The sequence below is a fragment of the Geosporobacter subterraneus DSM 17957 genome (assembly GCF_900142145.1).
GTDB lineage: Bacteria > Bacillota > Clostridia > Peptostreptococcales > Thermotaleaceae > Geosporobacter > Geosporobacter subterraneus.
Genome location: NZ_FQZV01000016.1, coordinates 1 through 22,492 on the forward strand (window position 1 = coordinate 1; position 22,492 = coordinate 22,492).

Here is a 22,492-nt window from a genome sequence, read left to right on the forward strand (position 1 = left end):
AATTACATAATACAATCTATTATAATACCTAAATTTGTAGGATAAATAAGATATTCTAAGAAAACAAAAGCAAAGAACCTTTATTCGTGTCCAGCTAGGTTATACCACTCCATTATTGCCCAACATGTCAGTCAATTATGAAAAGTAGTTGATGAATAATTGTTTTACTCTTTTCTTATAATCTTGCTTATGCCGTCCTCCTCCATCAACTCACTCATGAACATCTGATTTGCTGCAGGTTAGTAGCGTAGAGACTTCTATAAAAAATAGATAAGCATAGACGAAAAGAATTGGATTATTTCCGAACAATAAATATTTTTTTTATCAGAATGTCTGAAACGGGTTGACTGATTATCCAAGTTTGTCGTAAAATGTATTTACAACGAAAAAAATATAGTTCATATAATCGCAGAGATAAGGTCTGCAAGTTTCTACCGGACTACCGTAAATGGTCTGACTATGAGCAAATGTGTTCCTTAGAACTATTCTAAGGTATGCTTCAGCCTGCACAATAGACAAATATTCTAAGTGTGTTGGATTTTACTCTTTGCTCGAGTAGAACCAACACGCTTATTTTTTTGTTAACGATTGACGGCGGTGTAAGAGGGGAGTATCAGGATGTTTACAATAAAAGAATTTGTACAACCAAAAACGATTGAGGAGGCATACAGTATACTTGTAAGCAGAAGAAATAATACTTTGATTGGCGGTAGTGCTTTTTTAAGAATGGGTTCAAAGAAAATCGATACAGCAGTAGATTTATCCAAGCTTGAACTAAACTATATAAAAAATCAGGATGATTATATTGAAATCGGAGCGTTTACATCCTTCAGAGAGATTGAAACCAGCCCATTGTTAGTGAATAATTTTAATGGCGTTATTTCTAATGCCGTGAAAAATATAATCGGCGTTCAATTTAGAAATATAGTTACAGTTGGGGCTTCAGTTTTTTCAAAATATGGATTTTCAGATTTAATAACAGCACTACTGGCATTAGATACAGAGGTAGAACTATATAAAGCAGGCAGAATGAGATTAGATGAGTTTTTGAAAAGACCCTATGAGAGGGATATCTTAACAAGAGTATTCATAAAGAAAAATCAAAGGCAAGCGTCTTATCAGCAATTGAGAAATTCAGTAAGTGATTACCCTATTTTAAATGTGGCAGTTTCAAGGCTTGAAAATCAGTGGATTATTGCTGTAGGGGCAAGACCACAAACGGCTGCTATTGCCAGAAATGCTTCAGAAGAACTTACCAATAATTTAAGGGTTGATGATTTGGAGCATTATGCAAATATTGCTGCTAAAGAACTAACTTTTGGAACGAACGAGAGAGGTACAGCTAAATATCGACAAGTGATGTGTAAAGTATTAGTTAGAAGAGCTATTATGGAGGTCTTACAATGCGAATAGAGATAATCTTGAATGGTAAAAAGGTGGCCTTTGATGTGAAAAATGATGAATTCCTAGCTGATACTTTACGAGCTAATGGTGTTTTCAGTGTAAGAAAAGGCTGTGATACCACATGTTGTGGGCTTTGTACCATATGGATTGAAGAAAAACCTGTGTTATCTTGTGCAATTCTTTCCATCAGGGCTGATGGTAAAAACATAACTACGATGGAAGGGCTTCATAAAGAAGCAGAAGAGTTTGCACAAGTCCTTGTGGCAGAAGGTTCAGAACAGTGTGGTTTCTGTAGTCCGGGTTTTATTATGACCGTACTGGCAATGAAAAGAGAGCTTAAAAATCCTACAGAGGAAGAAATTATTCACTATCTAACTGGAAATCTGTGCAGATGCACAGGTTACTTGGGACAACTCAGAGCTATAAAGAAGTATTTGGGGGTGGCTTAGCATGAAATTTGTAGGTAAGAGCATACCTAAAATAGATGGAATGGCCATTGCCACAGGGAAACCTGTTTATACAGAAGATATGGCACCGCCAAATGCGCTCGTTATAAAGCTGCTTAGAAGTCCACATGCTTTTGCCAGAATTAGGTCTATAGACACCTCAGAAGCCGAAAAATTAGAGAATGTGGCCTGTATCCTCACATATAAAGATGTACCCGATAGAAGATTTACTCTGGCTGGACAATCTTATCCAGAACCTTCGCCTTATGATCGCTTAATTTTAGAGGAAATAGTAAGGTACGTAGGAGATGAAGTAGCAATCATTGCAGCCACAGATGAAGTGACTGCTGAAAAGGCTATGAAACTAATAAAGGTTGATTATGAAGTATTTGAACCAGTTTTAGATTTTGAAAAAGCTATAGACCATCATTCCATTATCCATCCAGAAACAGATTTGCACTGTAACTTTGATATAGGGATGGAGCAGGGAAGGAATATCGTTTCTTCCCAAAAGGTAGAGGTGGGGGATGTAGAAGAAGAGTTAAAAAAATGCGATGTGGTAGTAGAAGAAACTTGCTATACCCAAGCTCAGTCCCACGGTATGATGGAGACCTATCGTGCTTTTAGCTATCTTGACCATACAGGAAGACTTGTGGTGGTGAGTTCAACGCAGATTCCTTTTCATGTGAGAAGGCAATTATCAAGGGCTTTGAAGTTACCTGCAAGCAAAATAAGGGTGATAAAGCCAAGAATAGGCGGCGGCTTTGGTGGAAAGCAGACGGGAGCAGTGGAAATATTTGCAGCAATTGTTACGCTAGCTACTGGAAAACCGGCTAAAATTATTTATGATAGAAAAGAAACTTTCACTGCAACAAACAGCCGTCACGCGATGAGGCTAAAGGTCAGACTGGGAGCTGATAAGGAAGGCTGTATTAGAGTTGTGGATATCCAGGGTCTATCGGATACAGGGGCTTATGGGGAACATGCTTCCACTACTTTCGGGGTCGTGGGTCAGAAAACTCTTCCCCTTTATAACAAGACAAAAGCTGTTCGGTTTATGGGAAATGTGGTCTATACAAATAAAATGCCTGCAGGGGCTTTTAGAGGCTACGGAGCTACTCAAGGAACCTTTGCTTTGGAAACAGCTGTCAATAAGCTGGCTGAAAAATTAAATATGGATCCTACAGAGCTTCGATTAAAAAATCTAATTAAAGAGGGGGAGACTTCGTTAGTGTCTGATGGGATCAAATTGGGAAGTTCAACTCTGCATAAATGCATAGCACGGGGGAGAGAACTGATCGGCTGGAAGGATAAGTACCCAAGGCAAGAAGTTGATGATAACAAAGTAAGGTCCCTGGGAATGGCCGTAACGATGCAGGGCTCGGGGATTGCCAATATAGATACAGCTTCGGCTGAGATTAGACTAAATGATGACGGCAATTATACCCTGTTAATAGGGTCTACCGATATGGGAACGGGTAGTGACACCATATTAAGTCAAATGGCTGCAGAGGTTTTAGAAACATCCGTGGATAATATTATCGTTCACGCTGCAGATACGGATATATCTCCCTATGATCCAGGCTCTTACGCATCCAGTACAACTTATGTGACGGGGATGGCAGTGGTAAAAGCTGCTGAAGACTTGAAAAGGCAAATTATAGAAAGCGGAGCAAGAATATTAGAGCTTTCAGCGGATGAAGTGGAATTTGATGGGCAAAGGATAACGAATTTAAATGGGGATAAAGAAATTAGCCTGGAAAAAATTGCAGAACTTCAAGTTTTAGGTTTTGGTGGTAAACGTCAGCTGCTTGGTAATGCAACGCACGGCAGTCCAGTTTCTCCACCACCCTTCATAGCTGGATTCGCAGAGGTGGAAGTTGACAAAGAAACAGGTAAGATTAAGCTGATAGATTATGTAGCAGTAATCGACTGTGGTACAGTAATCAATCCAAATCTAGCAACTATTCAGGCTGAAGGGGGACTCGTTCAAGGGATTGGTCTGGCAATCTATGAAGACGTGAGGTATGACGAAGGCGGTAGGATGACTACCAATAGCTTTATGCAATATAAAATTCCAACGCGAAAAGATATCGGAAACATTCGGATAGTCTTTGAAGAAAGTTTTGAACCTACAGGACCCTTTGGAGCAAAGTCAATAGGAGAAGTTGTTATTAATACACCTGCACCGGCAATTATTGATGCGGTTTACAATGCAGTGGGTGTTAGGTTGACAAAACTACCAATAACTCCTGAAAAACTATTCTTAGCAATGGAACAAACTCGAATCTTAAACCACCAATAATCATAACTAGAAGATGGAGGTAAATAAAATGTCAGATATTAAGAACAACGATCCAAAGCCTGTTTCAAAGTATGATGTAGATGGTAAACCACCTTTAAAGGAAGCGATTCCTCTTGGTTTACAGCATGTATTGGCTATGTTTGCCGGTAATGTTACAGTACCTTTAATCATCGCTGGTGCTCTTGGATTAACAGTGGGTGAGAAAGCTTTCTTAATTCAGTGTGCCATGCTTGTAGCAGGGATTGCCACCCTTATTCAGACCAATCGTATAGGTTCTATAGGTGCTAATTTGCCGATTGTTATGGGTACTAGCTTTGGTTTTGTTCCTACTTCTATTGCCATTGGTAAACAGTTTGGTTTATCCGGCATACTAGGTGCCGCTTTCGTGGGTGGATTTTTTGAAGCCGTAATAGGTTACTTTTTAAAGCCGCTGCGTAAATATTTTCCGCCTATTGTTACAGGAACTGTATTACTTACGATAGGTCTATCATTATTACCTACAGGAATTAAATATTTTGCCGGCGGGGTTGGGGCACCGGACTTTGGTTCTTTACAGAATTTAGCATTAGGAAGCTTAGTATTAGTTACTATCATATTCTTTAATCAATATTTTAAAGGTATTCTGAGAATGGCGGCTATTTTAATAGGTATCATAGTTGGTTATACAGCTGCTATCTTCATGGGTAAAGTTGATTTTACATCTGTCGTTAATGCTTCTTGGTTTTCTATTCCAACGCCTATGAAGTATGGAATGACTTTTCATGGGTCCGCTATTATCGCTATGTTAATCTTATATATTGTTACAGCTGTTGAAACCGTTGGGGATATTTCAGGTATTACTGTTGGTGGTGCTGGACGAGAAGCCACAGACAAAGAACTTTCAGGCGGGGTTATCGCTGATGGCTTAGCTAGCAGTTTTGCAGCTATTTTCAATGCATTTCCTAATACTTCTTTTAGTCAGAACGTAGGAATCGTGTCATTAACAGGTATTATGAGCAGATATGTGGTTAGTGTGGGTGCGGTGTTCTTAATTATTGCAGCATTAGTTCCAAAGTTTGGAGCAGTGCTTGCGGTAATGCCTCAAAGTGTATTGGGAGGAGCGGCCGTTGTAATGTTTGCCATAATTGCCACATCTGGAATTGTATTGGTTGCGAAGGATAATTTAAATCAGAGAAATCTTTTAATCGTAGCAGTTGCCTTGGGTTTGGGCTTGGGACTAGGTTCTGTCCCTGAAGCACTGCAGCATTTACCGCAGTCATTAAACCTCATTTTCTCAGGTTCTGGTATGGTTGTTTCTTGTTTAATTGCCTTGGTTCTTAATATAATTCTACCTAAAGAAAAGCAGGCTGTTGCTGAAAAGAGTGAAGCAATTGCAACGGGTAAAGTAGTGAGTGCTTAAATTAGGCCAATGAAATAAAAACTAATAAAGGGAGCTCGGATTTAGAGCTCCCTTTATTAGTTTGATTTAGAAATATAATCATTAACTGAAAAGCGTTATTCTTGTTGCTTTAGAATATGCCTTAATATGAGTAAGCCAATGAACAAAAAATAGGAGAAGAAGATAAAGTTGCATATGCTATATCGGACACCCTTCTTCATCAAGATAAACAGAAACAAGGGGGCTAAATAGACAAACAAATTACCGAGTGAAGAGTTTCTAACAAACAAGGAGAGGCAATATAAAGAACTAGAAGCAAGTAAAAAAGAATTAAACGAGAAAATTGCGCTATATGGAATAGAAGCTGATGACATAGAGATTCATAGAACCCTGTTACCTCCAGCGAACATCGCGTCGGCTAATGACAAGATGATTAAAGAACGTCAAGCAATAGCGCAACAAATAAGAAGTGAAGGTGATGAGGAGTATGATAAGGTAGTAGCTGCTACGGATCGGGAGAAGAAAGAATGAATAGGTGCAGCTATTGAGGAAAGTGAAAGTATCAAAGGAGAAGCAGATGCAGAAGCACTAAAGATATACTCAGAAGCGTTTAGTAAAGATCCTGTATTCTACGAGTTTTTACGGACGTTAAAAACCTATGAGAATAGTATCGATAGCGATACAACAATCTATCTTGACAAGAATAATGAATAATTAAGAATATTTAGCAATGGCAATTGAAAGGGTTAATAATGAAAAGGATTGTAGTTTTTATAACTATGCAGTCCTTTTTTATACTGACATAATAATTAATTTCAAGATTGAAATTATTTTGGAATTTAAGGTAGACTAATGTATATGAAAGAATAAAATAAATGAAGCCATATCGGAAATCAAGTAAAAGGAAAGGGCTGTCAAGCATGCTGCATTGACAGAAATTTAGGAATGTAATAAAATTTTCATGATGTTAAGTGCAATTTTTTCCCCCAAAAAAAAAGCTGGTATTTTGGAGGTCTGCCGTGAAGAAATATCTGATAAAAAAAATATTGAGTAATAATGTAGTGCTTGTTGAAAAAAATAAAAAAAACTATGTACTTGTTGGAAAAGGTATAGGCTTTGGGAAAAAAAAGGGAGATTTTTTAGAAGATCCAAAGGAAATTGAAGAGAAATTTATTTCATTGGAAGGATTGAGTGATTTTGAGTATGAGCACTTCTTGGAAACGACAGATCCCAAAATCATAGAAATATGTAATAAAATTTTTGAAATGGCATCCAGTGAACTAAAGGAAAATCTAAATCCCAAAATTCACGCCGGATTGATTGATCACGTAAACTTAGCCATAAAAAGGTTAAAAGAAGGGATCGAGATTGTGAATCCTTTCCTATTTGAAACAAAGCTCCTATATCCTGTTGAGTTTGAGCTTGCTGAAAAAGCAGTATCTATATTAAAAGAGAATTTGGAGATAACGATTCCAGAAGCTGAGATCGGTTTTTTAGCCCTACATCTTTATGGTGGGAGAGGAAATAATGATAAAGAAGATGCCTTGAAGCACTCTAAGATGATGAATAGAATTCTAGGTCATGTAGGAAAGAAGTTAGAGATAGATATGGACAAGTATCCTTTTGATTGTCAAAGATTGATTATGCACTTAAGAGGAGTCATAAATAGAGTAGAAAAAAACCAGTCCTTAGAAAGAAGCTTTGTATCAAAGTTGAAAGATGAATTTAGTTACGAGTTTAAAATAGCTTATGATATATCAAAAATAATGGAAAAAGCACTAAAGATTCGGGTGCCGGAAAGTGAAATGGGCTATATTGCTCTCCACTTGCATAGGTTGAACAGCTACAAGCACTAATGGCCTGAGCACGGTCAAATAAGGATGAATATACAGTGAATGAGGAGGGACAGCATGAAGAAAGGAAGAAGCAATTATTTCTCAATTCTTCAGAAGATAGGCCAGTCCTTAATGATTCCGGTAACTGTTCTGCCTGCCGCCGGATTACTTGTGGCATTAGGTAGAATGATCCAAAATATAATACAAGCTTCAAGTACACCAGTAAACAATTTGTTTTTAGCTCTCGGACAGATTTTGTACAGCGGCGGACTAGCCATCTTTGAACAACTGCCGGTCATATTCGCAATAGGTGTGGCCATTGGCTTTACAAGTAGTGCAGGTATAGCTGGTTTAGCATCCGTAGTGGGATATTTCACTATGGTAAATGTAATCCATATTATGGCAGACATTCGCCAAATAGGGTTTGAAATAAATACCGGTGTTTTGGGTGGGATTGTAATCGGATTTTTAGCTGCTAAGGTATATAATAAATATTTTGAAACGAAATTCCATCCGATATTTGGATTCTTCTCGGGAAAAAGATTGGTACCCATCATTACGGCTGTGATAGGAATTGGGGTGGGCATATGCTTTGGGTTTATATGGCCTCCAATTCAAGGCTTGATAAGAGGATTTGGGACTTACATAACAAGCTCTCCTTTAGGACCTGCATTCTACGCTGCAGGTAAAAGATTGCTAATTCCAGTGGGACTGCACCACGTCTACTATCCTTCCTTTCTTTTTGAATTTGGAGAATTTGTTACAAATACCGGACAATTACTACATGGTGAAAGCCCAAGATACTTTGCCGGGGATCCGACGGCAGGAAAATTTATGGCTTCAGAATTCCCTATTATGTTATTTGGACTGCCTGCTGCTGCCTTCGCTATAGTTCTCCGGGCAGAAAAAAATAAAAGAAGAGCTGTCTCGGGAATCATGCTTTCAGCTGCGTTGACTTCAATCATTACAGGAATTACGGAACCTATAGAATTTACATTTATTTTTGTTGGCCCCACGTTATATGTTTTTCATGTAGGTGCGGCTTTTCTATCGGGGATATTAACAAATTATTTTAATATTCGCTTAGGGTATACTTTTTCTGCATCTTTAATTGACTACATCATAGGATTTTATAACCAAGAAAACAGCATTTATTTATTCTTAGTGATAGGACCTCTTATTGCGATCCTCTATTTTACAGTATTTTATTGGCTGATAGGGGTCCAGGATATAAAGACCCTTGGCAGGGAAGAAGGGGAAGCCCGGGAAACGCTCATGAAGTCTTCTTCACAAAAGGCTGTTGAAGTATTAGAGGCATTAGGTGGTGCAGTAAATATTGAGCATATTGACGCTTGCATTACCAGATTGAGACTCGTAGTCTATGATTTTGAAAAGGTGGATCAGAATAGGTTAAAACAGTTAGGTGCAACAGGTATATTTCGTGTTGGAAGCAGGAACTTTCAAGCAATTTTTGGAACAGAAGCAGATATGTTAAGGGATCAAATCTATGATATGCTATTAAAATCTAGAGATAGCCAAATCGTTAAGAACACAGAGGCGGACCGAGAAATAAGCAGTGTGAAGAAAGAAGAAAAAGAACATCATCATGTCTTCATCCATGCACCTGTATCCGGTGAAATGATGAAGCTAGAGGATGTACCTGACGATCTGTTTGCAGAAAAAATGCTTGGTGAGGGGATTGCCATTTATCCTTCAGACAGTACAGTTTATTCACCCGTAAACGGCAAAATTATTCAATTGTTTCGGACAAATCATGCAGTAGGAATATTATCAGAAGAGGGTGTGGAGATATTAATTCATATCGGGATTGATACGGTTAAAATGGACGGAGAAGGATTTCAGATGAAGGTATCACAGGGGGACTGTGTAAAAATGGGTGATCCTTTAATTGTATTTGATCATGCATTGATTCAGGCAAAAGCAAAGTCCATCATCACACCGATTATTATTATCAATAGTGATGATTTTAATGGAATAAGTGTATTAAAAGAGGGAAAGATCCAGGCAAAAGAAGCCTTGCTGAAGATATATTTGTAAATATTTTATTGTTTATATAAGGGAGAATAATTAATTGGGCAAGTATGCCCGTAGAAAAAAGTAGAAAAACGAAGAAAAGTGTTGAACGTGAAAACGTTTTATGCTAATATAAATTTTATATTAATAATTTAATACTACGTGTTACTGATTCGATCAGGCATGAGTGAAAGATTTGTTGAGATAGTACTAGTCTCTATTTCAACCCTCTTTTGCTCATGCCTTTTTGCGTAGTATCAAAAAAGAAAAGGAGCGATCAATATGTTTAAAAAAGCATTTGGAGTTTTACAACAAGTTGGTAAAGCACTGATGTTGCCCGTGGCTATATTGCCGGCCGCAGGGTTATTATTAGCTTTTGGGAATGCTTTCCAAAATCCCGTGCTGTTGGACAAAATCCCATCATTAGGTGCTGGATGGTTTCAAATGGTAGCACGAGTGATGGAACAGTCTGGTGGAATTGTTTTTGCAAATCTTCCGCTGTTGTTTGCTGTGGGGGTAGCAGTAGGATTGGCTGAAGGAGAAGGGGTAGCAGGGTTGGCTGCCATTGTAGGGTATTTGGTAATGAATGTAACAATGGGTATTATTGCCAACGTAACTCCTGATTTATTGGGTACAAGTCCAGCCTACACCAGTGCCTTGGGCATCCCAACACTTCAAACCGGTGTATTTGGGGGTATTATTGTTGGGATAATGGCTTCGTCTTTATACCAGAAGTATTATAATATTGAACTGCCTCCCTATTTAGGGTTCTTCGCAGGAAAGAGGTTTGTTCCGATCATTACGGCTGTTGCTTCTCTAGGATTAGGGATTGCAATGACTTTTGTTTGGCCAGCTATTCAAAACGGATTAAATGCATTTTCCTATGGGATGATTGATGCAAACAAAACTTTATCAGCATTGATATTTGGTATAATCGAACGATCATTAATTCCATTCGGACTGCACCATATTTTCTATAATCCTTTCTGGTATGAGTTTGGTGAGTACGTAAGCAAAACAGGAGAGTTGATTCGCGGGGATCAAAGCATCTTCTTTGCACAGTTAAAAGATAACGTTCCATTTACTGCAGGTACTTTTATGACAGGTAAATTCCCATTCATGATGTTTGGCTTGCCGGCAGCAGCACTAGCCATGTATCATGAAGCAAGAGAAGACAAGAAAAAGTATATTGCAGGGATTATGATGTCTGCTGCATTGACATCCTTTTTGACAGGAATTACCGAGCCGATAGAGTTTACTTTCTTATTTGCAGCACCTGCTTTATTCGCTGTACATGCTGTGTTCGCAGGATTATCATTCATGACCATGCATATTTTAAATGTTAAAATCGGTATGACATTCTCAGGCGGTGTGATTGACTATTTATTGTTTGGAGTATTGCCAAACCGGACAGCATGGTGGTTAGTAATTCCGGTTGGGCTGCTATTCTCCGTGATTTACTATTTTGGATTCCGCTTTGCCATCAGAAGATGGGATATTAAAACACCTGGACGTGAAGACAATGATGCAGATACGAATGCTGCTGGTGTAGTTGCAGGAGAACTTGCAGTGAATCTTTTAGAGGCCTTTGGAGGTAAAGAGAACATTCGAAATCTGGATGCATGCATTACCCGTCTTCGTGTGCAAGTAAAAGACATAAAGAAAGTAGACAAAGCACGTATCAGGAACTTAGGAGCTGCTGGCGTACTGGAAGTTGGAGATAATATTCAAGCTATTTTTGGACCAAAGTCAGATCAATTGAAAACACAGATCAAGGAAGTAATGAAGGGAAAGACACCCTCAACAGTAATTGCCACACAGCAAAAAAAAGAAATAACAGGAAAAGATGATATAGTGATGCCCTTAAAGGGAAAATTATTACAGCTGGAAGAAGTACCGGACGAGGTTTTCTCTAAGAAAATGATGGGCGAGGGTTTTGCCATTGAGCCAGCCGACGGAGAAGTTGTATCTCCTGTAAATGGGACAGTGATGACTCTATTTCCGACAAAGCATGCGATAGGTATTGTGGCAGAAAATGGCCTGGAAATCTTAATTCACTTTGGAATCGATACAGTTAATCTTAAGGGAGAAGGATTTGAAGCCTTGGTTGAACAAGGTGATAGGGTTAAGATAGGACAGCCCTTACTGCGTGTAAATCTAAACACAGTGAAAAAACAAGCAAAGTCCGTTATTACACCTGTTATCTTTACCAACCTTACAGAAGGTCAAAGGGTGTCTTTTGAAGCTGGAGTCCAAGTAAAGCATGGAGAAAAGAATGTGGTAACGATTCAATAGCTTTTGATTATATGTAAGAATTAGACACTTGCCGAGTTTATGATAACTGATCAAGAAAGACTCGGGCGGTGTCTTCGTTCATAAAAATTCATAAAAAAAATTCAAGGAGGAAATGAAAATGGAAAAGATTGTGAAGATATTAAATGAAACCGGATTACATGCAAGACCAGCATCTCTATTAGTAAAAGCAGCAACATCCTTTTCTTCTGATATAACAATTGCGTTTAAGGATAATGAATTTAATGCAAAATCGATCATGAGCATTTTAAGTGCAGGACTAAAAAAAGGTGATGAAATAAAGGTTATTGCAAAAGGCATAGATGAAGAAAAAGCTGTTGAAGCATTAGTAGATCTTATTCATTCAAAATTCGGCGAATAATAAGGAGGTTTCAAATATGATCATAGGAACAGGTGCCTCTCCTGGTATTGCGCTGGGGAAAGTATTAATCATAAAAAATGAGCCGTTAAGGATTGAAAAAAAAGAAATTAGATGTGTGGAGGATGCAAAGCAAAAATTGTTGGAGGCTTTGGAAATTTCCAAGGTCGAGATATCCAAGCTTCGAGATAAGGTGTCTAAGGAACTTGGAGAAGAAAAGGCGGCTATTTTTGATGCACACAACATGATTTTGGAAGATCCGGAATTAATCGAAAAGGTTATAAAGAAAATAGATCAAGAAAAACTAAATGCCGAGTACGCTTTAAAACAAGTTGCTGAAGAGTATATTACTATTTTTGAGGCCATGGATAATGAATATATGAGAGAAAGAGCAGCGGATATCAGAGATGTATCAGACCGTATTTTAAGGAATATTACTGGACAAAAGGTCACTGACTTGTCGATGCTCGAAGAAGATGTAATCTTAATAGCCCATGACCTAACGCCTTCAGATACGGCTACGATGAACAAGGAAAAGGTGCTAGGTTTTCTGACAAATATCGGAGGAAGAACATCCCATACGGCGATTATGGCCAGAACCCTTGATATACCAGCGGTAGTTGGTCTAAAGGATATTACAGAGAAGTTGTCAGCTACTGATTTTGTCATCTTTAATGGGGAAACAGGAGAAATCATTATCAATCCATCTGAAGAAGAAATCAGACATTATAAAGAATTGAAAGCGGCTTATGAAAAAGAGAGGGCGGCTTTGGAAGCACTAAAAGGGAAAGCAAGTGTGACGGTAGACGGCAGAAAGGTAGAGCTTGCAGGAAATATAGGTACACCGCAAGATATTGGCGGGCTTCAAAGGAATGATGCAGAAGGTGTAGGGCTTTTTAGAACGGAATTTATTTATATGAACAGAGATGCTCTTCCCAGCGAAGAAGAACAATTCTGGGCGTATAGAGAGGTACTGGAGGCACTAAATCCAAAACCAGCGGTGATAAGAACTTTAGATATTGGAGGCGATAAAAAGCTTCCATATCTTGAGATTGGTGAAGAAATGAATCCATTTTTAGGATATAGGGCAATCCGTCTGTGTCTATCTGAACAAGAAATCTTTAAGACGCAGTTAAGAGCATTATTAAGGGCAAGTGTATACGGAAATCTAAAGATCATGTTCCCGATGATTTCTAGCTTGGAAGAACTTTTAGAAGCAAAAAAAATATTAAATAGTGTAAAAGAACAATTGGATCAAGAGGGTATTGCCTATGCTGATAATATTGAAGTAGGAATGATGATCGAGATTCCCTCTGCAGCAATTATGAGTGACATTTTTGCAAAACATGTAGACTTCTTTAGTATTGGAACCAATGATTTGATCCAGTATACCTGTGCCGTAGACAGAATGAATGAAAAAATCCATCATCTCTACCAACCCTTCAATCCCGGTGTATTGAGACTGATTAAAATGGTCATTGATAATGGTCACAAGGAAGGAATATGGATAGGGATGTGTGGTGAAATGGCAGGAGATAAGAAGATGATTCCAATTCTACTGGGAATGGGACTTGATGAATTTAGCATGAGTCCAACATCTATTTTACCTGCCAGGAGACTTATTCAATCACTGCATTATGATGTGGTGAAGAAGCTTGCCGATGAAGTATTGTCTATGGGAACTGCAGATGAAATAGAAACTTATATTGAAAAATTTAATCAAGTATGATAAAAGCATCTACGCCTGAGGAATAAAAGATATCAAAAAGAGAGAAAAACAGAATATTGAGGGGGAAAAAGAATGTTAGTAAGCGGTAAACAAATACTACAGCATGCTCATGAAAACGGATATGCAGTTGGAGCCTTTAATGTAAACAACATGGAACAAGTGCAGGCGATTATTGAAGCTGCAGAAGCGATGGAATCTCCAGTGATTATTCAAGCAAGCCAAGGGGGCTTGAAATATGCAGGTGTTGAATATATTGCAGAAATGGCAAAAGTTGCTGCACAAAAAGCCTCAGTGCCTGTTGCAATCCACTTGGATCATGGTACGGACTTTAAGCAAATCATGTTATGCATAAGAAATGGATTTACTTCCGTTATGGTGGATGCTTCAAAGCACTCCCTAGAAAAAAATATTGAGATAACTAAGCATATTGTTGAAGCTGCCCATGCCGCGGGTGTTTCTGTAGAAGCGGAATTGGGAAAAATTGGAGGAACAGAAGACGATATAACCGTTGATGAAAAAGATGCAACTTATACAGATCCAGATGAAGCTGAAAGATTCGTTAAGGAGACAGGAGTTGATTGCTTGGCAATTGCAGTTGGTACTGCTCATGGACCTTACAAGGGAGAACCAAAGCTGGATTTCGACAGGATAAAGGTGATCAAAGAAAAATTAAATATTCCACTGGTTTTACATGGTTCATCAGGTGTCCCGGAAGCAAGTATCAAGAAAGTCATAAGCCTAGGGATCAATAAGATTAATATCGATACGGATATACGTATGGCTTTTCATAAGGCAGTAAAAGAATTTATCCATAATAATCCCGACGAATATGACCCAAGAATGATCTTAGGACCAAGTAAACTGGCTATGAAGCAAGTAATCGCAGAAAAAATGCAAATGTTTGATTCTGTAGGAAGAGCTTGGAAATAAATAGGCTTGAGGGGGAAAGTAACTTGAGAACAATTGGTGTTTTAACAAGCGGCGGTGATGCACCGGGTATGAATGCAGCCATTCGCGCTGTAGTAAGGGCTGGTATTTATCATAATCTTAGAATTATGGGAATAGAAAGAGGATATAATGGACTCATCAATGGTGAGATTAAGAATATGGATTTATCTTCCGTTGCAGATATCATTCATAGGGGAGGAACTATTTTAAAAACAGCTAGGTGTGAGGAATTCAAAACAGAAGAGGGTCGTAAGAAAGCTCTCAATGTATTGAAGGTTTTTGGAATAGAGGGACTTGTAGTGATTGGCGGAGATGGTTCCTTTACAGGGGCCCAGAAGCTAAGCCATGCAGGTATTCGAACTATCGGCATACCCGGTACGATCGACAATGATTTAGGCTATACAGACTATACAATTGGCTTTGATACGGCTATCAATACAGTACTGGAATCTATTAGTAAAATAAGGGATACTTCAGCTTCCCACGGCAGAGCAAATATCATTGAAGTAATGGGCAGGCATTGTGGCGATATAGCTTTATACGCAGGCTTGGCAGGTGGTGCAGAGAGCATCATATTACCGGAAGAAGGTTTTGAGACAAATAAGGTGTGTGAAAAACTTATCAAAGGAAAAATGAGAGGGAAATTACACAGCATTATTATGCTTGCCGAGGGAATTGGAAATGCCTTTGAGCTGGGAAAAGAAATTGAAGAAAAAACCGGTATTGAAACAAAGGTTACTGTATTGGGTCATATTCAAAGAGGTGGAAATCCTACTGCTTTTGATAGAGTACTTGCAAGCAAAATGGGTGCAAGAGCAGTTGAATTATTACTAAATAACAAATCAGGCAGAGCCATAGGCATGAATAGTAACAAAATCATCGACATTGACATTGATGAAGCACTTGCAAAGAAGAAGAGATTCGATAAAGAAATGTACCAATTGGCAAAACAGCTTTCAATATAATATTTTAAATGTATCTACTACCTGCGCCAATAATGAAAATGGACTGTTTAGTTTTATAGCTACCAGTCCTTTTTTTGTTTTCTTTATACCAGGTAAAAAAATAGTTTATTAAAAAGCGTAGAAATTCTTTGATTAGAAAGTATTATAATTTACCTCTAAATGGATTAGTCTGTTTTGAAAGTGTCTGAATCCCATTTTTGATTAAGTCATTAATACATATCCCCATGAATATTTGGTAAAAAACAAGCATATATAAAGTAATACCAGCCAAAAGTACATGCTGAATTTTTGTAGAGTTTTATTTGGACAGAGGTAGCAAAGATCAAAATGTCAGGCATTGCACGACAAATCAATTCTGGGGATGATGTTTTATGAAAATTGAAGAGATTGACAAAAAAGTAGAATCACACTAGAAGCTGATAGATATGGCATAATGAAATGGTCAATACAAAACAAACCATAGCTGTCATACTATTCATCGTGTTTTCATTGAATAGCACTGTGGGACTTTATTTGATTTTGAGGACAGGTGAATTCTTTGCAGATACTTTGAGTGATGTTCCAACTGTTGATCCTACGCAAATGAATAATTTGCTAAGTCAGCATTCGGTCATATATGATGACGCGGTTGAAGAACTGGAAATCATACAAACATTGGAATTTAGAGATATTGTAGAGATAGACAAAATTCCCTCTCATGTAAAAAATGTATTTATTGCGATTGAGGATGAGCGATTTAAGACCCATATGGGAGTAGATTATAAGAGAATTTTGGGAGCCTTATTAATAAATTTGGAGAAAAGAGCACCTGTACAGGGAGCCAGTACAATTACGCAACAATTGGTGAAAAATCTTTATCTTAGCGTCAACCCAAGTATTGCACTCGTAGCGTCGATAAAGACTAAGAAAAATCAGGATATAAAAATGATATACAAGCAGGCTGAAGATAGGATGTACAATAATAATAACGAAAACTTCCCATGCATAAACTTTAATAATGCTACGAATATGATGAGCGTGCCATGGCAGCTTTTTAAAGCTATGGTACATTTTTAAAATACTGTACCAGTGGCAATAGAAATGGACTCTTCCCCTAAAGGAAAAGTCCATTTCTATTGCCACTTATTTTAACAGAGGTTTAGATTCAATGGGGCTAGATAAAATGACAGAGGTTTGTGTACTTCCGATTTTTTTGATCTCATCAATCAAGGCTTTGAGGTCACTTGTATTTTTCGTTAGAACTTTTATGATTACACTAAAACCTCCAGTAACGTGGTGACATTCAACGATTCTCTCATTTTTCCCGGCAAAGTCTATGAATGGCTGGTAATTTTCTGGTGAAAGGCCGACATTAATAAATGCCATGATGTTCTTATTTAATTTCTCGGGAGATATAATGGCCTTATATCCCAAAATAACGCCATTTTCTTCTAGTTTTCTCACCCGTTCCGCTACTGCAGGAGACGTCATGTTCACTGCCTTGCCCAAATCTTTCATGGAAATTCTTCCGTTTTTCTGCAATATTTCGATAATTCTGTAGTCTGTACTGTCCATCTATGGCCTCCCTTAAAAAATAAAGAAAATTTCCCTATTTTCATTTTTTTAGAAGTTATTTTTATTGTAACAATTAATCTATCAGATGTACATAAATTTCTATTCTTTATACAATTATAATTGAAAACGTTATCGTAAAATATTTGTTTTTAGATAAGGATTCCATTATTAAGCGTACAATGAGGTTATCATGATAATAGAGAGGGAGGATTTGATGAATAAAGTAAAGATAACGGAGACGGTTTTAAGAGATGCCCATCAGTCTTTAATCGCAACTAGAATGAAAACTGAAGAGATGAGTCCAATTTTAGAAACTCTGGATCAGGTTGGATATCATTCACTGGAGGTATGGGGTGGAGCAACCTTTGATGCATGCCTTCGATTTTTAAATGAAGATCCGTGGGAGAGGTTGAGGCTGATAAGAAAATCAGTAAAAAACACTAAACTGCAAATGCTCCTGAGGGGTCAAAATCTTCTAGGTTACAAGCATTATGCCGATGATATCGTAACAGAATTTGTAAAGAAATCCATAGCAAATGGGATCGATATTATAAGAATTTTCGATGCTTTAAATGATGTAAGAAATCTTGAAACTGCATTAAATACAACAAAAAAAGAGGGCGGACATGCCCAAACAGCTATATCCTATACGATTAGTCCGGTGCACAACACGGAGTATTATATAAAAGTAGCGAAACAAATGGAAGATATGGGTGCAGATTCAATATGTATAAAAGATATGTCCGGTATTCTAACACCTTATAATGCTTTTGAATTAGTGACTAAATTAAAAGAGACTGTTAAAATTCCTCTTCAGCTGCATACCCATTATACAAGCGGAGTAGCTTCCATGACCTACCTAAAGGCCATTGAGGCAGGTGTTGACGTCGTAGATTGTGCTATATCGCCGATGGCTTTAGGCACCTCCCAGCCGCCTACTGAGCCATTGGTGGCTACCCTTCAAGGAACTGGGTATGATACAGGCTTAAAGCTTGAGGTATTGAATCAGGTAGCAGAGCACTTTAGACCTATTCGAGACCGATATATGGAAAAGGGTATGCTGGACCCTAAAGTATTGGGTGTAGATGTAAATGCTCTCATTTATCAAGTTCCTGGAGGAATGTTGTCCAATCTAGTATCTCAGTTAAAGATGCAAAATGCTCTACATCAGTATGATGAGGTGTTGAAGGAAGTACCAAGAGTAAGAGAGGACTTAGGTTATCCGCCGCTTGTGACACCACTTAGCCAAATGGTCGGAACTCAGGCAGTGTTTAATGTAGTTCTTGGCGAACGATACAAGATGGTGCCAAAGGAGATCAAAGCTTACGTAAAAGGAGAATATGGCAAACCTGCGGTAGAAATCTCAGAAAGTATTAAACATAAAATAATAGGTGCAGAAGAAACCATTCATTGCAGACCGGCAGATCTGATTGAACCGCAGCTTGAGAGTGTACGCAATGAAATGAAGCAATATCTTGAGCAGGAAGAAGATGTATTATCCTATGCGCTGTTCCCAGCAGTTGCCATAGAATTCTTTAAATACCGCCAGGCTCAAAAATACAAAATAGATAGCAATTATGCAGATTTTGAAAATAAAAACTATCCTGTATAAGATTAAGCATGTGATCAGAGATATTCACCTATGAGATTATTATTATGAAAATAAACTAGAGAATAAGATACATCCTATTCATAAGGGATATATCTTATTCTCTAGTTCTTTTTTTGAATAATGTATGAGATTGTCACATGGTTAAAATTTGATGCAATTTTTATTTACTTTAATAAAAAATTATGTGATAATAAAATGTTGTAAACTATGCTTTGTACTGTACTATATATACTTATAAGGATATATTCTGTTAAAAAATAAAAAGCGAGGAGAAACAAATGAAAATTGGATTCGATCATAAAAAGTATTTAGAAGAGCAATCGAAATATATTCTGGAGAGAGTTGATCACTACGATAAACTGTACCTTGAATTTGGCGGAAAGCTGTTGTTTGATCTTCATGCAAAAAGAGTTTTGCCTGGCTTTGATGAAAACGCAAAAATAAAACTTCTGCATAAGCTGAAGGAAAAAGTAGAAGTAATCATATGCGTATATGCAGGAGATATAGAAAGAAATAAGATCAGAGGAGATTTTGGAATCACCTATGATATGGATGCGCTGCGTCTTATTGATGATTTGAGGGCAAATGAATTGGATGTAAATAGCGTAGTTATTACCAGATATGATGGTCAGCCGGCAACTACGGTTTTTATCAATAAATTAGAGCGTAGAGGTATCAAGGTATATACCCATAGGGCGACAAAGGGGTATCCTACCGATGTAGATACTATTGTGAGTGATGAAGGCTACGGTAAAAATCCATATATAGAAACAACGAAGCCTATTGTTGTGGTAACAGCACCGGGTCCGGGAAGTGGAAAGCTGGCCACATGTCTTAGCCAGTTATATCATGAACACAAACAGGGAAGAGTTGCAGGGTATTCTAAGTTTGAAACATTTCCGGTATGGAATGTCCCATTAAAGCACCCGCTAAATATTGCCTATGAAGCTGCAACCGTAGACCTGAAAGATGTTAATATGATAGACTCCTTTCATTTTGATGCATACAATCAGATTGCCGTGAACTATAACCGTGATATTGAAACATTTCCTGTCTTAAAAAGAATTATTGAGAAAATAACAGGGGAAGAAGCGATATATAAATCACCTACAGACATGGGGGTTAACCGTGTCGGTTATGGAATCATTGATGATGAGGCTATAAAAGAGGCATCCAAACAGGAGATTATTCGAAGATATTTCAAAACAGGCTGTGAATATAAAAAAGGATATGTAGATAAAGAAACCTTTGATAGAATTAAATTTATCATGGAAGAACTTGTATTAAAGCCAGAGGATCGAAAGGTAGTTATCCCTGCGAGAGAACGTTCTGCAAGGTTTAAGGAAGAAACGAATAAAAATGAGGCATGTCCTGCGGTAGCAATAGAGCTGGTGGATGGAACAATTTTAACAGGCAAAGGTTCTGCTGTGATGAATGCGTCGGCAGCGGCGATTCTCAATGCAGTTAAGTATTTCGCAAATATTTCTGACGAAATTCATCTGATTTCTCCTGTAATTTTAGAACCAATCCTTAGTCTAAAAACTAAAACATTGGGGGATAGAAATACAGCCCTCGATTGCGAAGAAATACTCATTGCTTTAAGCATATGTGCTGCGACAAATCCAACGGCTCAGGTTGCTATGGAAAAACTGACGTTACTTAAAGGTAGTCAGGCACATTCAACTACGATCTTGAGCAGAAGTGATGAACAGATTTTTAGAAAACTCGGGATAGATATAACCTCAGATCCTGAATATCCTACCGATAGCCTTTATTATAATAATTAAATAGTTGCTCAATGAAAAATAGGAAAAGGTCCTGCAATAAGTGACTTTTTCCTTTTTTATTAGTAGTCTAGATATTTCTTTACACGAATGTGTTAAACAAGATATACTTTTTATAAATGAGATTGAGTACTAAGAATTAAATGAACGAAATAGCAAATCATAAATTTTTAAGTTCAATATAGGGAGGAGATCTATGGACATCAATATAATAAGCTTGGGTACGATGGATTATCAAAGATCTCTGAAAATACAGGAAAAACTGTTGTTAATGAGGCAACAGGATAGAATTAACGACACACTTATTCTTGTGGAACATCCTCCGGTATTGACTTTAGGTAGACGAGGCGATTATACCAATATTGTTGCTTCGAAAGAACTGCTTAAAAAGCAAGGTGTCTGTATCTATGAGGTAAACAGAGGAGGCGATGTAACCTATCATGGCCCAGGTCAGATCGTGGGTTATCTCATTTTCGATCTAAATAATTATGACCAAGATATTAAAAATTTTGTCGCTAAGATCGAATACGGCATAATCAATCTTTTGAAGAACGAATATAATATTGCGGCATACGTAAAAGATAAAAAGTATACAGGGGTTTGGGTGGATGAGAAGAAAATAGCTGCCATCGGAATTGCCGTCAAACGCTGGGTTACTATGCACGGATTTGCTTTTAATGTAAATACGGTGCTGGAACACTACAGATGGATTAATCCCTGTGGTATAACCGATAAGGGTGTTAACTCCCTGCAAAGTATATTAGGTGAAAACCTAGAAATGGAAAAAGTAATGACTCAGGTAGCACATTATCTCTGCGAGAGTTTCCATAGTGCAGCTGTATTTAGAGATAGAGAATGGATTGATCAGGTAATAGGGGGAATAGAGTGATGCACAAAGCCAAACCGGATTGGTTAAAAATAAAAGTCACAGGCGGGGAGAATAGAAAACGGGTAGAGGAGATAGTCAGTAGATTATCGCTGCATACAGTATGTGAGGAGGCAAACTGCCCAAACCTTATGGAATGTTTTTGTAAAAAAACAGCTACCTTTATGATATTAGGGAATATATGTACACGTAAATGCACATTTTGCAATGTTTCAAAAGGAACTACACTGCCAATTGATCAAAATGAGCCCTCTCATATAGCAACAGCAGTAAAAGAATTGGGACTACGACATGTTGTGATTACCTCTGTTACGAGGGATGATTTAACTGATGGAGGAGCGGGACAATTTGCAAATGTAATCAATGAAATAAGAAACTTTGACAGAAGGGTTACAATAGAGGTGTTAATTCCAGATTTTCAAGGTTGTTTAGATGCCCTAAAGATTGTAATCGCTGCGAAACCTGATATTATTAATCATAACATTGAAACTGTGCCTAGGCTTTACCCCTCCATTCGTCCCGCTGCAGTTTATAATAGATCTTTAGAATTGCTAAAAAACGTAAAAGAGATAGATCCATCCATATTAACCAAATCCGGTATCATGGTTGGATTAGGTGAATTGCATGAAGAGGTTGTAGCAGTATTTAAAGATTTAAGAATGAATGGCTGTGATATGCTTACCATAGGTCAATATCTGGCCCCTTCAAAAGATCATCATCCTGTATATGAGTACATACACCCGGAAGTATTTGATCAATATAGGCAGAGGGGAGAAGAAATGGGTTTTCATCATGTAGCATCGGGCCCTTTTGTTCGCAGCTCATATATGGCAGAAAAAGCAATACTGTAAATTAAGAGAAAATTGAAAAGTGCTTAAATCAGAAGGGGAAAAATATTTATCTGATCTATAGAGTGGACAAGTATTTTTCTTCCATGATGT

At 37.7% G+C, this 22,492-nt stretch carries 17 protein-coding genes, 1 pseudogene and 1 riboswitch; of the genes and pseudogenes, 17 read left to right on the forward strand and 1 reads right to left on the reverse strand.

Features of this window, described 5'->3' with window-relative positions; all coding sequences use genetic code 11:
- Nucleotides 1-378: 378 nt before the first annotated feature.
- Nucleotides 379-480: riboswitch (purine riboswitch) on the forward strand.
- A gap of 138 nt (nucleotides 481-618) precedes the next feature.
- The 13 genes and pseudogenes from BUB56_RS06920 to BUB56_RS06975 all read left to right on the forward strand — a co-directional run bounded on the left by BUB56_RS06920 (nucleotide 619) and on the right by BUB56_RS06975 (nucleotide 16,771).
- Entirely contained in the window at nucleotides 619-1,413 is a 795-nt protein-coding gene (locus BUB56_RS06920; protein WP_110940647.1) for an FAD binding domain-containing protein, read from the forward strand.
- Nucleotides 1,404-1,853, forward strand: a complete 450-nt coding sequence (locus tag BUB56_RS06925; protein ID WP_110940648.1) for a (2Fe-2S)-binding protein — start codon at nucleotides 1,404-1,406, stop codon at nucleotides 1,851-1,853. The genes BUB56_RS06920 and BUB56_RS06925 overlap by 10 nt, the downstream gene beginning before the upstream one ends.
- 1 nt (nucleotide 1,854) lies before the next feature.
- Nucleotides 1,855-4,155 (forward strand): xanthine dehydrogenase family protein molybdopterin-binding subunit, encoded by a 2,301-nt coding sequence (locus tag BUB56_RS06930; protein WP_110940649.1) that lies wholly within the window; start codon nucleotides 1,855-1,857, stop codon nucleotides 4,153-4,155.
- 28 nt (nucleotides 4,156-4,183) lie between these two features.
- Nucleotides 4,184-5,554 (forward strand): uracil-xanthine permease family protein, encoded by a 1,371-nt coding sequence (locus BUB56_RS06935; RefSeq protein ID WP_110940650.1) that lies wholly within the window; start codon nucleotides 4,184-4,186, stop codon nucleotides 5,552-5,554.
- A 249-nt stretch (nucleotides 5,555-5,803) separates the two neighbouring features.
- Nucleotides 5,804-6,064 (forward strand): annotated as a pseudogene (locus BUB56_RS20195) (SPFH domain-containing protein); the annotation flags it as partial.
- A 488-nt stretch (nucleotides 6,065-6,552) separates the two neighbouring features.
- Nucleotides 6,553-7,389, forward strand: a complete 837-nt coding sequence (locus tag BUB56_RS06940; RefSeq protein WP_110940651.1) for a BglG family transcription antiterminator — start codon at nucleotides 6,553-6,555, stop codon at nucleotides 7,387-7,389.
- Between the two features lie 54 nt (nucleotides 7,390-7,443).
- Nucleotides 7,444-9,426, forward strand: a complete 1,983-nt coding sequence (locus BUB56_RS06945; RefSeq protein ID WP_110940652.1) for a PTS sugar transporter subunit IIABC — start codon at nucleotides 7,444-7,446, stop codon at nucleotides 9,424-9,426.
- Nucleotides 9,427-9,684: 258 nt separating this feature from the next.
- Nucleotides 9,685-11,697 (forward strand): glucose-specific PTS transporter subunit IIBC, encoded by a 2,013-nt coding sequence (gene ptsG, locus BUB56_RS06950; protein WP_110940653.1) that lies wholly within the window; start codon nucleotides 9,685-9,687, stop codon nucleotides 11,695-11,697.
- Nucleotides 11,698-11,815: 118 nt separating this feature from the next.
- The gene (locus BUB56_RS06955; protein ID WP_110940654.1) at nucleotides 11,816-12,076 is read left to right on the forward strand and encodes an HPr family phosphocarrier protein; all 261 of its coding nucleotides are present in this window, start codon (nucleotides 11,816-11,818) and stop codon (nucleotides 12,074-12,076) included.
- A gap of 16 nt (nucleotides 12,077-12,092) precedes the next feature.
- Nucleotides 12,093-13,802, forward strand: coding sequence for a phosphoenolpyruvate--protein phosphotransferase (gene ptsP, locus BUB56_RS06960; RefSeq protein WP_110940655.1), 1,710 nt, complete (start codon nucleotides 12,093-12,095; stop codon nucleotides 13,800-13,802).
- Nucleotides 13,803-13,874: 72 nt separating this feature from the next.
- Nucleotides 13,875-14,732, forward strand: a complete 858-nt coding sequence (locus BUB56_RS06965; protein WP_110940656.1) for a class II fructose-1,6-bisphosphate aldolase — start codon at nucleotides 13,875-13,877, stop codon at nucleotides 14,730-14,732.
- Nucleotides 14,733-14,755: 23 nt separating this feature from the next.
- Nucleotides 14,756-15,715, forward strand: coding sequence for a 6-phosphofructokinase (gene pfkA, locus BUB56_RS06970; RefSeq protein ID WP_110940657.1), 960 nt, complete (start codon nucleotides 14,756-14,758; stop codon nucleotides 15,713-15,715).
- Between the two features lie 438 nt (nucleotides 15,716-16,153).
- Nucleotides 16,154-16,771 (forward strand): biosynthetic peptidoglycan transglycosylase, encoded by a 618-nt coding sequence (locus tag BUB56_RS06975; protein ID WP_110940658.1) that lies wholly within the window; start codon nucleotides 16,154-16,156, stop codon nucleotides 16,769-16,771.
- Nucleotides 16,772-16,837: 66 nt separating this feature from the next.
- Here BUB56_RS06975 and BUB56_RS06980 read toward each other — a convergent pair whose 3' ends face one another.
- Nucleotides 16,838-17,269 carry an Lrp/AsnC family transcriptional regulator gene (locus BUB56_RS06980; protein ID WP_110940659.1) on the reverse strand — a complete coding sequence of 144 codons (432 nt, stop codon included), beginning with the start codon at nucleotides 17,267-17,269 and terminating at the stop codon, nucleotides 16,838-16,840.
- A gap of 214 nt (nucleotides 17,270-17,483) precedes the next feature.
- Between BUB56_RS06980 and BUB56_RS06985 the strand changes: the two genes are divergently transcribed.
- From BUB56_RS06985 to lipA, 4 genes are all read left to right on the forward strand, one after another.
- Complete coding sequence (locus tag BUB56_RS06985) at nucleotides 17,484-18,881, forward strand: oxaloacetate decarboxylase subunit alpha (protein WP_110940660.1); 1,398 nt, start codon at nucleotides 17,484-17,486, stop codon at nucleotides 18,879-18,881.
- A gap of 278 nt (nucleotides 18,882-19,159) precedes the next feature.
- Nucleotides 19,160-20,668: a DUF1846 domain-containing protein gene (locus BUB56_RS06990; RefSeq protein WP_110940661.1), complete on the forward strand. Its 1,509-nt coding sequence runs from the start codon at nucleotides 19,160-19,162 to the stop codon at nucleotides 20,666-20,668.
- Nucleotides 20,669-20,861: 193 nt separating this feature from the next.
- Nucleotides 20,862-21,554 carry a lipoyl(octanoyl) transferase LipB gene (gene lipB, locus BUB56_RS06995; RefSeq protein ID WP_110940662.1) on the forward strand — a complete coding sequence of 231 codons (693 nt, stop codon included), beginning with the start codon at nucleotides 20,862-20,864 and terminating at the stop codon, nucleotides 21,552-21,554.
- Nucleotides 21,554-22,402, forward strand: a complete 849-nt coding sequence (gene lipA / locus BUB56_RS07000; RefSeq protein ID WP_110940663.1) for a lipoyl synthase — start codon at nucleotides 21,554-21,556, stop codon at nucleotides 22,400-22,402. The genes lipB and lipA overlap by 1 nt, the downstream gene beginning before the upstream one ends.
- Nucleotides 22,403-22,492 lie beyond the last annotated feature (90 nt).

Excerpts from the sequence above, each read along its gene's own strand:
- BUB56_RS06985 (WP_110940660.1), top strand. The coding sequence starts at position 17,484 with ATGAATAAAGTAAAGATAACGGAGACGGTTTTAAGAGATGCCCATCAG.
- BUB56_RS06990 (WP_110940661.1), top strand. The coding sequence starts at position 19,160 with ATGAAAATTGGATTCGATCATAAAAAGTATTTAGAAGAGCAATCGAAA.
- BUB56_RS06930 (WP_110940649.1), top strand. The coding sequence starts at position 1,855 with ATGAAATTTGTAGGTAAGAGCATACCTAAAATAGATGGAATGGCCATT.
- BUB56_RS06980 (WP_110940659.1), bottom strand. The coding sequence starts at position 17,269 with ATGGACAGTACAGACTACAGAATTATCGAAATATTGCAGAAAAACGGA.
- BUB56_RS06975 (WP_110940658.1), top strand. The coding sequence starts at position 16,154 with ATGGTCAATACAAAACAAACCATAGCTGTCATACTATTCATCGTGTTT.
- lipB (WP_110940662.1), top strand. The coding sequence starts at position 20,862 with ATGGACATCAATATAATAAGCTTGGGTACGATGGATTATCAAAGATCT.
- BUB56_RS06955 (WP_110940654.1), top strand. The coding sequence starts at position 11,816 with ATGGAAAAGATTGTGAAGATATTAAATGAAACCGGATTACATGCAAGA.
- BUB56_RS06945 (WP_110940652.1), top strand. The coding sequence starts at position 7,444 with ATGAAGAAAGGAAGAAGCAATTATTTCTCAATTCTTCAGAAGATAGGC.
- ptsP (WP_110940655.1), top strand. The coding sequence starts at position 12,093 with ATGATCATAGGAACAGGTGCCTCTCCTGGTATTGCGCTGGGGAAAGTA.
- BUB56_RS06965 (WP_110940656.1), top strand. The coding sequence starts at position 13,875 with ATGTTAGTAAGCGGTAAACAAATACTACAGCATGCTCATGAAAACGGA.
- lipA (WP_110940663.1), top strand. The coding sequence starts at position 21,554 with ATGCACAAAGCCAAACCGGATTGGTTAAAAATAAAAGTCACAGGCGGG.
- BUB56_RS06925 (WP_110940648.1), top strand. The coding sequence starts at position 1,404 with ATGCGAATAGAGATAATCTTGAATGGTAAAAAGGTGGCCTTTGATGTG.
- BUB56_RS06920 (WP_110940647.1), top strand. The coding sequence starts at position 619 with ATGTTTACAATAAAAGAATTTGTACAACCAAAAACGATTGAGGAGGCA.
- ptsG (WP_110940653.1), top strand. The coding sequence starts at position 9,685 with ATGTTTAAAAAAGCATTTGGAGTTTTACAACAAGTTGGTAAAGCACTG.
- BUB56_RS06935 (WP_110940650.1), top strand. The coding sequence starts at position 4,184 with ATGTCAGATATTAAGAACAACGATCCAAAGCCTGTTTCAAAGTATGAT.